Origin of the sequence: Leuconostoc mesenteroides subsp. mesenteroides, from assembly GCA_009676745.1 — a bacterium.
In the GTDB taxonomy this organism is placed as follows: domain Bacteria; phylum Bacillota; class Bacilli; order Lactobacillales; family Lactobacillaceae; genus Leuconostoc; species Leuconostoc koreense.
Map to the genome: position 1 here is coordinate 1,273,762 of CP046062.1, position 13,886 is coordinate 1,287,647.

Sequence of the window (13,886 nt, forward strand, 5' to 3'; positions counted from 1 at the left end):
GTATATATAATATGACAGAATCTACTTTTAAATCAGGATTTGTGGCGATTATTGGTCGTCCAAATGTTGGTAAATCAACACTTTTAAACCGTATTGTTGGCGAAAAAATTGCCATTATGTCAGATAAAGCACAAACTACTCGTAATAAAATACAAGGCATCTACACAACAGATGATGCACAGGTTGTCTTCATTGATACGCCAGGTGTACATAAACCACAAAACTCACTCGGTGATTTTATGGTGAAGTCTGCATTTTCTGCGCTTCATGAAGCAGATGCAATCTGGTTTGTGGTAGATGCTTCAATGGCACGTGGTCGAGGTGACGATTTCATTATTGATCGATTACAAGAAGTTAAAAATACACCAATTTATTTACTAATCAACAAAGTTGATTTATTAGCACCAAATGATTTACTTGATGTTATTGCTAGCTATCAAAATGATGCACCTGAGTGGGCTGAAGTATTTCCAATTTCTGCCACAGAAGGTGATAATGTTCCAGAGTTGTTGGATAATATTGTGTCCCACTTAGATGAAGGGCCTCAATATTTCGATGCAGACCAATTAACGGACCACCCTGAACGTTTTGTTATTGGAGAATTAATTCGCGAAAAAGTATTACAGTTAACACGTCAAGAAGTACCGCATTCAGTTGCTGTCGTTATTGACAAAATTGCTCGTGAAAATGAAGAAAAGATTCACATTCAAGCATCGATTATTGTTGAACGACCAACACAGAAGAATATTATCATTGGTAAACAAGGTGCGATGATCAAAGACATTGGTACGAGAGCGCGTAAGGATATCGAACGACTACTCGGAGATAAAGTTTTCCTTGAAACCTGGGTTAAGGTTGAGCCTCGCTGGCGCGATCGACCTCAAGCTTTGCAGACATTAGGATATCGTGAAGAAGATTACTAAAATGATGATGTAACAATGTACTATGTCGTCATAAAAAAAATTGTGATCGATTTAGTGGAGTCATTATGGCAATTATTCGTGGCATTGTATTATATACACGGCAATATAAAGATAATGATTTATTAGTTCGCATACTAACGGAAACGTATGGCATGCGAACTTTTTTGGCACGAGGCGCAAAAAAAGCTACTTCTAAACTCTCAGCTGGCACACAACCTTACACAGTTGTAACTTTTGATGGAGCTCTACCAAAAAGAGAAACTGGACTGGGTTACATGAATGATGTTCAAAATACAAAAGTATATTCAAGGCTTATCGAAGATATAGAAGCAAATGCTTATGCCGCGTTGATTGCTAGTTTAATTGATGCTTCTTTCGAAGAAGGGGAAAAGATAACACGTTGGTATAATCAACTTGATGTTGCTTTACAAAAACTTGCTGAAGGACTTGATCCTCAAATTATCGCTAATATTTTTGAAATTCAATTACTTGTTCCTCTCGGGGTGGCTCCAAACTTAAAAGCTGACCCAATTACGGGCCAAGTAGATGGAAAATTTGATTATTCTGAAAAATACAATGGTATTATTTCTGAAAATCACTTTAATCTGGATGATCAGCGACTAATGCTTGATCAAAAAACGGTGTTTTATTTACGTCAATTTAGTGTTATTGATATGCGCCAAGTACATGATATCAGAATATCAGCGATCACCAAACGTGGTTTGCAACGTGTTATTGATTATATTTACGAAAAACAAGTTGGTTTGAAGCCACGAGCAAAATCATTTATTGAACAAATGCATTCGTGGCAAAATACGTTAGTTAATTTTAGAAGGAATAAATAAGTATGAAAAAAATTTTGGTTTTGCATACCGGTGGTACAATTTCGATGCATGAAGATGTGGATGGAGATGTTGAAACAGGAGCTGAAAATCCTTTAATTCAAGCAAAGATTACCTTTCCAAATATCGAACTAGAAGTTGAAAACATTTTTAATTTACCAAGTGAGCATATTGGTCCATCGCACATGCTACAAATACAGAAGCGTATCTCTGAAGCCAAAAATGATTTTGATGGTATTGTTATTACTCATGGTACAGATACCTTGGAAGAGACGGCATTTTTTCTGGATAGTACGTTAAAAGTTTCGTTTCCTATTGTTATAACGGGCGCAATGCGTTCGTCCAATGAGCTTGGTTCAGACGGTTTATATAATTATCAATCTGCGTTACGTGTTGCTGCAGATGATACATCCAAAAATCGTGGTGTGATAGTTGTGATGAATGATGAAATACATGCCGCTAGATTTGTAACTAAAACACACACGACTAATGTGGCAACGTTTGCTTCACCACTTAGTGGCATAATGGGGCTACTAACAAAACGACAAATTATTTATTTTTATGACCTTCCACAACGTGAAGTATTGCCGAATGTGGATATTAACAAAAATATTCCTGTTTTAAAGGCATATGCAGGCATGGATAGCCAATTATTGAAACTTTTGGCTGATGCTAACATTGACGGCATTATTATTGAAGCGCTTGGTGCGGGTAATTTATCTCGCGAAGCAGCTCATGGCGTAGCATATTTATTGTCGAAAAATATACCAGTAGTCATTGTTTCAAGAAGTTTTAATGGTGTTGCTGCACCCGTATACGATTATTTAGGTGGTGGCGTTCAATTAGAGAAGTCTGGCGCAATCTTTGCTTCCAGTATTAATGGTCCTAAAGCCCGATTGAAGCTGCTAATCGGGCTATCAAACAACTTAAGCAAAGAGCATCTAGAAACATATTTGCATGGTATTTAACACACTATGAGAAGAATCTTTAGCAACAGTACAACAAAGGATGAAAACAGCTTTTTATCAAATTATTGACTTAAGCTTACTGTTCCATTATTTAACAAGTGGTTATTTCAATTTTATAGACTGGCAAAAAATGGAAATGCCGGATGTATATGTTGGTTTATTTAACGAAAATAACCAATGTATTAGTTTAACAAAAGAAGCGTATTAACTTTAATAGTTAATACGCTTCTTTTTAATGTCATTTAAAGATATTTGTATAAATTGCTTCTACAGCACTATCAGATAAGTCGGGCTGAATTCCTAACATAATGGAAATTTCACTCGCTCCCTGATTGACCATTTGTAAGCTGATATTACGCTCTTTAAGGGGCGCAACAATCTCTGTTAAGGCACCGACACGATTACGCATTCCCTCACCAACGACCATAATAATACCGTAACTTGGAATCCACTTTAATGTATCAGGCTTAATTTCAGCAGTAATGTCGCTTAACATGTTATCAACTTGCTCTTGTGTTAACATTGTTTTATCAAAAATAATTGTCAAATCATCAATACCAGAAGGCATATGCTCGTAAGAAATATTATGACGTTTCAAAATATCAAGAATACGAAGGGTAAAACCAACTTGTTTATTCAATAAGTACCGATGTAAATATAGGGCGGCAAAACGATTGGAGTTGGCAATACCAGTCACGGGACGTGTTTGCTGAACCTCTGTAGGCGGTACAATAAATGTTCCAGGGGCATCGGGATCGTTGGTATTTTTAATGTTGATACGAATACCACCTTGAATGGCTGGAATGATGGCTTCATCATGGAATACAGCGAACCCAGCATAAGACAACTCACGCATCTCATCGTATGTCATTTGTTGAATGGCTGCTGGTTGTTTGACAATTGAAGGATTAACGGCATAGATGGCACTGACATCGGTAAAATTTTCATATAAATCAGCTCGTAGTCCGCGTGCCATAATAGCACCAGTGATGTCTGAACCACCACGTGAAAAAGTAGCCATATCACCATTCTTAGTATAGCCAAAGAATCCAGGGACAATTAGTCGTTCAGAGGTTGACAGGTCTAACTCGCCGATTGTGGTATAAGAAGTGGTATCAAATGTTGCTGATCGCGCATTATCATCTACGAGCAAACCAATTTCTTTAGGGTCTACAAAACGAGCTGGCATACCTAAATGGTTAAAGACTTTAGCAATTAATTGCGCATTTAGATATTCACCGTGAGCAGCGAATGCTGCATATAAATAATCAAATGATCGGTAATGTTTACTTGCTAGATGTTCAATTTGTTCATCTAGGTCAGCTAATTCATAGTCTGGTAATTCGAAGTGTTCACCAATGGAGTGATAGCGGTGTTTAATCGTTTCAATGATTTCAGTAGTATCTTCTTCGGCAAGTGTAGCTTGCGCATATGATATCAATAAATCGGTCACTTTGCGATCATCTTTGAATCGTTTACCAGGTGCTGAAACAACAACAACTTTGCGATCATCATCAGCACGAATGATATCGTAGACACGTTGTAACTGTTGACCGTTAGCTAGTGAAGAACCACCAAATTTTGTAACTTTCATAATATGTAAGTGCTGGAAAGCACATATTCTCCTAATTATTTTTAATAATTTGCAAACCAGTATAATCTGGCTCTAGTAATAATAGTTTTCCTGGCAAAGCCATGTTTGTCAGTTTTTTTAATAGCTTAATTGCATTATTCTGCGGTACAAGAGTGATAACAGTTGGGCCCGCGCCAGACAGATAGGTGCCGACGATGTCTAGTTGATGAGCCGCATCACGAATAATTTTTAGGTGTGGTGCTAAATACGCACGGGCCTGTTCATGAAATTGGTCCTTTTCAATTAAAACACGAGCCGTATTGAAATCACCTGTAGTCAATGCTGCGACTAAGGTATTACTGATAGCGCTAGCAGCAACACTATTTTTAAATGTCATATTAGCCGGTAATGCATGGCGTGCTTCAGTTGTGAGCAGTTCGTAATTGGGGATAAAAGTCAAGAAATTAATATCTTTTGGTAAACTCAATGGCGCATGATAGACTTGTTCGCCATCGTAAAAGGCTGCTACGCTACCGCCAAGTAATGCAGGAGCAACGTTATCTGGATGACCTTCTAAAGTCGTTGCTTGCTTCAACAAAGCATCATCGCTTAATCCCAAGTCGGCCAAAACATTGGCCATTGCTAGGCCGGCTAAAAGTGCGGAAGATGATGAACCTAATCCGCGTGCCAGTGGAATATCAGATTTTACAACGATGCGATGTGGTGTTAAGTTTGGGGCTAATAAAATTGCTGTTTTGACGATGAAATTGTTCATATCACTGGGCATATTTTCGCCGTAATCATGAATTACTTGCCATTCGGAGGTCTTTTCATGTACTTCTAAGGTTAAATATAGTTTTAGGGCCACGCCAAGAGAATCAAAGCCAGGGCCAATATTGGCGCTGGTAGCTGGTACAGTTATTTTAATCATGAGAAAATTTTATACTCCGCTGCTAAGTTAATGCCATCAGCATTTCGAATTGTTGTACGAATAACATTGAGTTGCGCATCAGAGGCGGCGTGTGTCAAAGCAACTAATCGCGCAAAGCCATTTTTTGCTGGGGTTTGCTTTAAGTCAGTAAAGCTTATTTTTGCAGAAGCAAACATACCGGTGACGGAATACATTGCTCCTGGTGTGTCAGCTACTTCTACAACAATAAAACGTCTTGCCACGCGTTGTGAGGGTTTAGCTAAATCTAAGTCTTGGTTAAAAGTATTAAATGGTCTTCCTGGCGTATTCAGTGCTAGGTTAGTAGCGACGTTGGTTAAATCACTTAATACCGAATTAGCAGTAGGCATTTCACCAGCACCGGGTCCATATAACATCACTTCACCAACTGACTCGCCATTAACTAAAACAGCATTGTTTTCATTGTTAACGGTCGCTAAAGGATGATTGAAAGGAACGAGGTGAGGGGAAACCTCGATACTGAGTGCATTATCAACTCTTTGTGCAACACCTAACAATTTGATTGCGTAGCCAAAACTATGTGCATCGTTGATGTCCGAATCTGTTAGATTGGCAATACCAGTAATAGCTACGTCGTTCATAACAGGTTGCACACCAAATGAAAAGTTAGACAAAATAATTAACTTATATGCTGCGTCAAAACCTTCTACGTCATTTGTAGGGTCAGATTCAGCAAAACCCTTGTCTTGAGCTAATTTAAGTGCTTCTGCATACGTTAAGCCATTTGTAGCCATTTGCGTTAAAATGAAATTACTTGTGCCATTAATGATACCGGCAACAAGTGAAATCTCATCTGCTGTAAAACTGCTTGAAAGCGTACGTAGGATAGGTACCCCACCAGCAACAGCAGCTTCATAATATAAATCAACACCATTTTGGTTGGCTAACTCAGCTAACTCTTGTCCGCGACTTGCAATTAAATCTTTGTTTGCCGTGACGACGTGTTTTTTTGCCATGAGAGCACGTTTAATAATATCGTATGCATAATCGATTCCGCCCATGACTTCAACTACGATTTGTATATCATCGTTATCCAAAATATCTTTAGGATTATTAGTGATTGGAAAATCTTGTGTAAAACCAGTGCGTGGTTTATTAAGATTATGTACGACGGCATGACGTACGACCAAATGAGATCCAGTTCGTTGGGTAATTTGATTAGCGTTTTGTTGTAAGATTTTTACGACACCACTTCCAACTGTGCCGAGGCCAAAAAGACCAATGCCTATTTCCATGTGATATTCCTTTTATTTTTAGTATTTTATATATGTTCTTCTTATGATTTTATCATTATAATATCTAAAAATAAACAAATTTGTTATAATTGGTTAAATTATAAAAAAGGAAATGAATTACTATGAATTATGTATCAACACGTGGACAGGCTCCTGCAGTTACATCTAGCCAAGCAATCATAAACGGTATTGCGCCAGATGGCGGACTTTACGTTCCAGAAAAATGGCCCAAATTAAAATTAGATTGGAAAAATTTAAGTCAACAAAGCTATCAAGAAATCGCCACGCAAGTATTTGATGCCTTTTTTGATGATTTTACAGTTCAAGAAATTGATCATATTATTTCAAAGTCATACGGTAATCAATGGGATGATGAACACATTGTGACCTTGCACAATGAGAACAAGTTACATTATATTGAATTATTTCATGGCCCTACTTTAGCATTCAAAGACGTTGCACTACAAGCATTGCCACATCTATTAACGACAGCTGCTAAAAAACAATCACTAAATGATAAAATTGTTATTTTAACAGCTACATCAGGCGATACAGGAACAGCTGCTATGAGTGGCTTTGCAAATGTCGAAAATACTGAAATAGTTGTTTTTTACCCAGAAGTTGGTGTCAGTGATATTCAGCGGCAGCAGATGCAAACTGAAGAGGGACAAAATGCTCATGTCACGGCAATAACTGGTAACTTTGATGATGCCCAAAAAGCTGTGAAATCTATTTTGAGTGATGAGAAATTAATTCAAGAATTATCAGAAAAAAGTATGCGCTTCTCATCTGCTAATTCAATTAATATTGGTCGACTAGTACCACAAATCGTATATTACATTTATGCTTACGCCCAATTAGTTAAAAATGATGTTGTAGTTCCTGGTGAAGAAATCAATATCGATGTGCCAACCGGAAACTTTGGTAATGTACTTGCATCGTATTATGCTAGTCAGTTAGGGTTACCAGTGCATCAGTTTGTTGTTGCTTCGGATGAAAATAATGTGTTAACTGATTTTTTCAACACCGGTACTTATAATCGTCAACGTGATTTTAAAGTCACGAATTCACCAGCAATGGATATCTTAGTATCAAGTAACTTGGAGCGATTATTGTATTTTGCTAGTGGACGTAATGATGAAGAAGTGCGTCAGTATATGCATTCGTTAGCTGAAAGTGGCCAATATACTTTGACTGATAAAACGCGTAATTATTTGCAAAAATTTACAGCCAAATTTGCGACACAATCTCAAGTGGTTGATACGATTAAAGACGTCTTCGAAAATAGCGGTTATTTAATTGATCCACATACAGCTGTTGGCCGTTTTGCTTACGAAGAAGCAACGCATCAAACGTTACTTGCAGCAACAGCAAGTCCTTATAAGTTCCCCCAAACAGTTTTAACAGCATTGGAGGAAAAGAATGAAGGGGGTGTATTAGATTTACAAAAGCTGGCTGAACGAACCAATACAGTTATTCCAGCACAAGTAGCAACGTTATTTGATAAAATGGTTGTACACACTAAGATCATCAAACCGGAGATGATTATGCAATCTATTAAAGACGAACTATCTATCTAATAATTATAGTATTGTTTGCTATATTGTGACGTTTTTTATGATTCAAATCGTTGATTTTTTAATGTATAATTAGGTTATATCAACCAAGGAGAATCAAATGTCATATAAAGAATTAGATCCTATTGTCTGGAGTGCAATTCAACAAGAGAGTGCGCGTCAGAACCGTACAATCGAATTAATCGCTTCTGAAAACTTTACATCGCAAGCCGTACGTGCCGCACAAGGTTCAGTATTGACAAATAAGTATGCTGAAGGATACCCCTATAAGCGCTATTATGGTGGTACAGAGTACGTGGATGTTATTGAACAGGTAGCCATCGATCGTTTAAAAGAACTCTTTGGTGCCGAATATGTTAATGTTCAACCGCATTCTGGATCCCAAGCGAATGCTGCTGCTTATATGGCATTTTTAAAGCCAGGTGACAAGATATTGGGTATGAGTCTTGATGCTGGTGGACATTTGACTCATGGAGCCAAGGTCAGTTTCTCTGGAAAAGTTTATGAATCACATACTTATGGACTAAATTCAGAAACAGAAACCTTAGATTATGAAGCAATTGCTAAGCAAGCACGTGAAGTAAAGCCACAGATGATTGTGGCAGGTGCTTCTGCATATTCACGAATTATTGATTTTAATAAATTCCGTGCGATTGCTGACGAAGTGGGCGCCTATTTAATGGTTGATATGGCGCATATTGCTGGACTTGTAGCTGCTGGATTACATCCTAATCCAGTAGGCATTGCAGATGTTGTGACATCAACAACACACAAAACACTGCGTGGTCCGCGTGGTGGTGTTATTCTATCACAAGAAAAGTATGCCAAGCAGCTTAATTCAGCTATTTTCCCTGGATCACAGGGTGGACCACTGGAACACATTATTGCAGGTAAAGCAATTGCCTTTGGAGAAGCGCTACAACCTGAATTCAAAGATTACGCACAACAAGTTATTAAAAATGCGCAAGCTATGGCAAAAGTTTTCAATGATACGGTAGATATTCGTGTTGTAGCTGGTGGTACTGACAATCATTTATTCAATTTGGACCTAACTAAAACAGCGTTGAATGGTAAGCAAACACAAGAATTGTTAGACACAGTTTCAATTACTACAAACAAAGAAGCGTTACCAAATGAGCAATTGAGCCCGTTTGTTACATCTGGTATTCGTATTGGAACTGCAGCAATCACAACTCGTGGATTTGATGAAGCTGATGCTACTAATGTAGCCGAATTGATTGTGACAGCCATTCATCATTATGATGATGAAAAAGTGCTTAAGCAAGTGAAACGTGAAGCTGAAGCATTAGCAATGATGCATTTATTTGAATAATTTAAAAGCCGGTAGAACCGGCTTTTTTTGGTGGAAGTGCCAACCAAATCAGAATAAAAATGAAAAAAAGTAGCTCTTGTTAGAGAAAATCTGATGTTACCAAACAGTTAGTTTTGTGGGATGGATATTATAATCCAACAACTCACCATGTTTTGTATACAAAATAGCTAATTCAATGGTATAGCACTATTCTCAGTTTTTATCAATGTTTGACTTTTGATGAATGTTTTCTTACAATACCAATATAGTAGGTAAAGGGGAAATTATGCTTGATAAAACGATTTATAAACAGATTTTTAAGTCTAGTTTCGACGCCCCAATCGACGTTGAATTTTGGGATGGGGAAAAGGTCAGTTACGGTCAAGGTGACCCAATTGCCACAATCATCCTTCACGAGGTTATACCAATCAAAGATATTATGGCACATGCTTCGCTTACTTTTGGTGAAGCATACATGGATGGAAAAATTGAAATTAAAGGTGATCTGCAACAGTTGGTTAAGATTGCGTATGATTCCAAAGAAAGTTTTTTGAATGGCGCTAAGTTTTCTAAACTTATTCCTAAACATTCACATTCAGAGAATAAGAGTAAGGCAGATGTACAAAGCCATTATGATATCGGTAATGATTTTTATAAAATGTGGTTAGATCCCACAATGACCTATTCTTGTGCTTACTTCGTTAGCGACAAAGATACACTTGAAGATGCACAATGGAACAAAGTACGTCATATTTTGAATAAACTTCATGCACAATCTGGTGAAACTTTATTAGACATCGGGTGTGGCTGGGGAACACTACTATTTACCGCAGCTAAAGAATATAATTTGGAAGCCACTGGTGTCACACTTAGTCAACAACAATATGATTTTGTTTCTAACAAAATTAAAGAAGAAGGGCTTGAGGGTCGCGTTCATGTTTATTTAGAAGATTATCGCGAGTTAAAAGATACTTATGACCATGTAACGTCTGTTGGTATGTTCGAACATGTTGGAAAAGAAAACTTAGGTGAATACTTCAACCAAGTAAACAACCTGCTCACAGAAGATGGTACGGCCTTGATTCACGGTATTACTGGGCAACATGACGGTGCAGGTGTCGATGCGTGGATTAATAAATACATATTCCCAGGTGGTTATATTCCAAATATAGCTGAAAACGTAGGACATATTATTGATGCTTCTTTGCAAGTTGATGATATTGAACCGTTACGTCGCCATTATCAGAAAACATTGGAAATTTGGACAGAGAACTTTCACAAAGTGGAAGAAGAAGTTATTTCAAAATACGGCGAACGTTTTTACAGAATGTGGGATTTATATTTGCAAGCTTGCGCTGGTTCATTTGAAGCTGGTAACATTGATGTTGTTCAGTATTTACTTACCAAAGGGCCTTCTGGCAAGAACTTACCAATGACACGTTCATATATTTATCATGCTGATGTTGCTAGCGGTGTGAAATAGCAGGTCATTTATTGTAATCAAAAAACAGTCAACCATCATTAGAGTTGACTGTTTTTTGATTATTTGTTCCTTGTAACTGATTACCTAAGGTAAAGTCAATATACCAAGAGCTGATCAATATCTTTGTGGTATTTTTGAGTTAACACAATTTGGTTAACAATTGGTAATATAAATCAGTTGTTTTCTACATGTGCGTGCTGTCTTTCTTTAATTTCTACAGTGTTATCACCAATAATTATTCGATCACAAATATTTAAAAACAAGCCATGTTCAACAACACCAACCTGGCTTTCAAGATATTCGGCGAGAGCATATGGATTGTTAATTGTGTTCATGTGACAATCAATAATATAGTGACCAGCATCGGTGATGATGGGCTGATTATTATCAGGGTAGCGCCGCAATTTAGGGAATAGACCTTTATTGGCAAATTGTCGCAGCAACTGACCACTGCCGTAGGGGATAACCTCAACAGGTAGGGGGAAAGAACCTAACGTGTTATGCACTTTACTACGATCAACAATCCAGATATTTTTCTTTGAGTTTTTGGCTACTATTTTTTCCATTAGAAGGGCAGCCCCACCGCCTTTTATACCGTTAAGGTAGGAATCGACTTCGTCTGCACCATCAACTGTAATATCAATATGGTCAATATCATCAATATCAACAATTGGAATATTTAATTCTGCACATCGTTGACTAGTAATAGTTGAAGTGGTCACACCAATGATATTATACTGAGAAGCAGCTAAAGCATCTAGAAAATAAGAAACAGTTGAACCAGTTCCTAATCCGACAATCATATTGGTCTGGATATAGTTTAAAGCAGTGAGGGCAGCTTGCTTTTTCTGAAATTTTTTTTCATCCATGACAAGCCTCATTCTACCATCGCAGCATTAGCAAGCAAACCAGTGTCAACATCGCGTTTATTTGGAATTGAGGCTATTGCACCAGAACGGCTGACAGTTATGGAACTAGCAAAGCAACTACGGCGAATGACACTTGGTAAATTCGACAAGTTTCTATCAATATTAGCTGCAAAAGTACCAATGAAAGTGTCACCAGCAGCAGTGGTGTCAACGGCATTTACTTTGAAAATAGGTACAATATCTGTTAATTCATTAACATGATAGTAAACGCCATCACTACCAAGTGTGACCACTACGTTAGGAAAACCTGCTTTATTTAATTTAGAAGTAATCACCGATAATGCTGATTTTTTTGTGGTAGGCTCAGTATGAGCTAAGGCAGCAGCTTCAGTTTCATTTGGTATAATTAAATCAGTAGATGAGATAATATTTGGATCAATATGTGACGTGATAGGGGCCGGATTTAAAATAGTTAGTACGCCACTTTTCTTGGCTATGTTAAATCCGGCAAGAATGGCTTCACTAGGTACTTCAAATTGTGCTACGACAACATCGGCATTAGCAATTATATTGTGTGCTTTTTCCACATCAGTACTGGTCAAATTCATATTTGCGCCACCATATACCATAATTGTGTTATGTCCATCTGGTTCCAACATGATAGTTGCAGAGCCGGTAAACTGGCTCTTTGTAAAAATGTAATCTGTTGAGATTCCTTCATCATTTAACAATTGTTTGAAGGCACGTCCACGGTCATCATCACCTACAGCACCAATCATTGTTACATCAGCCTCTTGACGAGCAGCTGCAACTGCTTGATTAGCACCTTTACCGCCAAATGTACTTGCTTGATTGTTAACAGTAATGGTTTCTCCTTGGTTAGGCAATCTATCAATCATTTGAATAGTATCAATATTAAGACTACCGATAACAACAACTTTCTTTTTCATAATGACAACTCCTTAAAGTGTTAAGTAGGTTAAACGTTTTACTAGATTAAGGGTTGTGTCCAGTTTAAGTTATCTTAAAAATAATGTCAAGAAAAAGCAACCAAGATATCTTATTGGTTGCCTTTTGTATGTCTAAGTGGCCCAGTCGATTCACGAATGACCAATTTAACATCGAAAAATTCGGTTTGTAAGGGGAGATTAGGATGATCAAGACGTCGAATGATCATTTTTAAAGCTGTTTCACCAATTTTCCATGCAGGTTGTGCTATGGTAGTTAGTGTAGGGATCATAAATTCTGCATAATCTGTATCATCATAACCCATAACAGAAATGTCCTCAGGTACTTTGATCTCTTGATAAGCCAAACCACGCAAAACACCGATAGCCATTTCATCATTTAAAACGAATGCTGCTGTAGATTTACTTTGAATGAGCTGAGGAACAGTTGCCAAGCCACCATGTTTCGATAAAGTCGTCGTAATGATTGTTTTTGGCGTTAAATTTGCTGTAGATAATGTGTCTAAGAAACCTGCTCGACGTTGTCGCATGTTATCAGTTAAATTGTTTGGTAAAATTAGAGCGATATCTCGATGGCCAAGTGACATTAAATGACTAGCTGCCATGCTTCCGCCTGTAAATTCATTGGTCTGAACCATATCATGCGCATTTATATCGGCATTTTGATCAAGCACCAAATATGGTATATTACGTTTTTTTAAAAATGTATTCACTTCAGATCGATTGGGAATATGCCGGCCGAATACTAATGCTTCTACCCCACGCTCAACCAAGGAAAAAATTACATCTTGTAAACTCTCGTCAGTTGATCCTAGAAATACTAAATTAACATCGGACGGTGCACTCATCTGCATACTTTGAATAATATCGGCAAAAAACGGCATTCGGAAGGAAGGAACTATGATACCAATCAAACGTTTTTGCCTGCTTTTAAGGTTTCTTGCAGCGCTGTTAGGAATATAGCCTAACTCATCTCGTGCTTGAAATACTTTTTCGATTGTTGCCTCAGAAAAACGTTGGCCCTTATTATTTAAAATTTGAGATACAGCAGCAATCGAGACGCCTGCTTTTTGGGCAACATCTTTTATTGAGATTTTGCGCATCACATTTTACTCCTTAGTTTAGAAACATTATTCTTAAACTATTGTACCAGTAAAAATCAAATG

12 protein-coding genes and 1 pseudogene are annotated in these 13,886 nt (G+C 37.5%); 7 read left to right on the plus strand and 6 right to left on the minus strand.

From position 1 onward, the window contains the following. Positions 1 to 11 precede the first annotated feature (11 nt). The 4 genes and pseudogenes from GJV51_06375 (at position 12) to GJV51_06390 (ending at position 2,941) form a co-directional block, all read left to right on the plus strand. Positions 12 to 923, plus strand: a complete 912-nt coding sequence (locus tag GJV51_06375) for a GTPase Era (protein ID QGM25622.1) — start codon at positions 12 to 14, stop codon at positions 921 to 923. Between the two features lie 65 nt (positions 924 to 988). Next, a complete protein-coding gene (recO, locus tag GJV51_06380; GenBank protein QGM25623.1) occupies positions 989 to 1,768 on the plus strand; it encodes a DNA repair protein RecO in 780 nt (259 codons plus the stop codon). A gap of 2 nt (positions 1,769 to 1,770) precedes the next feature. Continuing rightward, positions 1,771 to 2,733 (plus strand): asparaginase, encoded by a 963-nt coding sequence (locus GJV51_06385; protein QGM25624.1) that lies wholly within the window; start codon positions 1,771 to 1,773, stop codon positions 2,731 to 2,733. A gap of 10 nt (positions 2,734 to 2,743) precedes the next feature. Continuing rightward, positions 2,744 to 2,941, plus strand: a pseudogene (locus GJV51_06390) (histidine phosphatase family protein). Between the two features lie 30 nt (positions 2,942 to 2,971). Here the strand turns inward: GJV51_06390 and GJV51_06395 are convergent. Genes GJV51_06395 through GJV51_06405 form a run of 3 tightly spaced genes read right to left on the minus strand, consistent with a single transcriptional unit; the run spans position 2,972 to position 6,511 of the window. Continuing rightward, the gene (locus GJV51_06395) at positions 2,972 to 4,327 is read right to left on the minus strand and encodes an aspartate kinase (GenBank protein QGM25625.1); all 1,356 of its coding nucleotides are present in this window, start codon (positions 4,325 to 4,327) and stop codon (positions 2,972 to 2,974) included. Positions 4,328 to 4,358: 31 nt separating this feature from the next. Next, a complete protein-coding gene (locus tag GJV51_06400; protein QGM25626.1) occupies positions 4,359 to 5,237 on the minus strand; it encodes a homoserine kinase in 879 nt (292 codons plus the stop codon). Next, the gene (locus tag GJV51_06405) at positions 5,234 to 6,511 is read right to left on the minus strand and encodes a homoserine dehydrogenase (protein QGM25627.1); all 1,278 of its coding nucleotides are present in this window, start codon (positions 6,509 to 6,511) and stop codon (positions 5,234 to 5,236) included. Before GJV51_06405 ends, GJV51_06400 begins: the two co-directional genes overlap by 4 nt. Before the next feature lie 122 nt (positions 6,512 to 6,633). On the opposite strand from GJV51_06405, the gene GJV51_06410 reads away from it, so the two are divergent. From GJV51_06410 to GJV51_06420, 3 genes are all read left to right on the plus strand, one after another. Further along, complete coding sequence (locus GJV51_06410; protein QGM25628.1) at positions 6,634 to 8,091, plus strand: threonine synthase; 1,458 nt, start codon at positions 6,634 to 6,636, stop codon at positions 8,089 to 8,091. Between the two features lie 97 nt (positions 8,092 to 8,188). Further along, positions 8,189 to 9,421 carry an aminotransferase class I/II-fold pyridoxal phosphate-dependent enzyme gene (locus tag GJV51_06415; protein ID QGM25629.1) on the plus strand — a complete coding sequence of 411 codons (1,233 nt, stop codon included), beginning with the start codon at positions 8,189 to 8,191 and terminating at the stop codon, positions 9,419 to 9,421. A gap of 265 nt (positions 9,422 to 9,686) precedes the next feature. After that, positions 9,687 to 10,883, plus strand: a complete 1,197-nt coding sequence (locus GJV51_06420) for a methyltransferase domain-containing protein (GenBank protein QGM25630.1) — start codon at positions 9,687 to 9,689, stop codon at positions 10,881 to 10,883. A gap of 173 nt (positions 10,884 to 11,056) precedes the next feature. Here GJV51_06420 and rpiA read toward each other — a convergent pair whose 3' ends face one another. From rpiA to GJV51_06435, 3 genes are all read right to left on the minus strand, one after another. Beyond that, positions 11,057 to 11,752: a ribose-5-phosphate isomerase RpiA gene (gene rpiA / locus GJV51_06425; protein QGM25631.1), complete on the minus strand. Its 696-nt coding sequence runs from the start codon at positions 11,750 to 11,752 to the stop codon at positions 11,057 to 11,059. 8 nt (positions 11,753 to 11,760) lie between these two features. Further along, positions 11,761 to 12,702 (minus strand): ribokinase, encoded by a 942-nt coding sequence (rbsK, locus tag GJV51_06430; protein QGM25632.1) that lies wholly within the window; start codon positions 12,700 to 12,702, stop codon positions 11,761 to 11,763. Positions 12,703 to 12,812: 110 nt separating this feature from the next. Continuing rightward, on the minus strand, positions 12,813 to 13,823 hold the full coding sequence (locus tag GJV51_06435) for a LacI family DNA-binding transcriptional regulator (GenBank protein QGM25633.1): 1,011 nt from the start codon (positions 13,821 to 13,823) through the stop codon (positions 12,813 to 12,815). Positions 13,824 to 13,886: the final 63 nt, after the last annotated feature.

Coding starts and splice junctions, on each gene's coding strand:
- GJV51_06395 (QGM25625.1), bottom strand. CDS start 4,327: ATGAAAGTTACAAAATTTGGTGGTTCTTCACTAGCTAACGGTCAACAG.
- GJV51_06435 (QGM25633.1), bottom strand. CDS start 13,823: ATGCGCAAAATCTCAATAAAAGATGTTGCCCAAAAAGCAGGCGTCTCG.
- rpiA (QGM25631.1), bottom strand. CDS start 11,752: ATGGATGAAAAAAAATTTCAGAAAAAGCAAGCTGCCCTCACTGCTTTA.
- rbsK (QGM25632.1), bottom strand. CDS start 12,702: ATGAAAAAGAAAGTTGTTGTTATCGGTAGTCTTAATATTGATACTATT.
- GJV51_06405 (QGM25627.1), bottom strand. CDS start 6,511: ATGGAAATAGGCATTGGTCTTTTTGGCCTCGGCACAGTTGGAAGTGGT.
- GJV51_06420 (QGM25630.1), top strand. CDS start 9,687: ATGCTTGATAAAACGATTTATAAACAGATTTTTAAGTCTAGTTTCGAC.
- GJV51_06400 (QGM25626.1), bottom strand. CDS start 5,237: ATGATTAAAATAACTGTACCAGCTACCAGCGCCAATATTGGCCCTGGC.
- GJV51_06385 (QGM25624.1), top strand. CDS start 1,771: ATGAAAAAAATTTTGGTTTTGCATACCGGTGGTACAATTTCGATGCAT.
- GJV51_06375 (QGM25622.1), top strand. CDS start 12: ATGACAGAATCTACTTTTAAATCAGGATTTGTGGCGATTATTGGTCGT.
- recO (QGM25623.1), top strand. CDS start 989: ATGGCAATTATTCGTGGCATTGTATTATATACACGGCAATATAAAGAT.
- GJV51_06415 (QGM25629.1), top strand. CDS start 8,189: ATGTCATATAAAGAATTAGATCCTATTGTCTGGAGTGCAATTCAACAA.
- GJV51_06410 (QGM25628.1), top strand. CDS start 6,634: ATGAATTATGTATCAACACGTGGACAGGCTCCTGCAGTTACATCTAGC.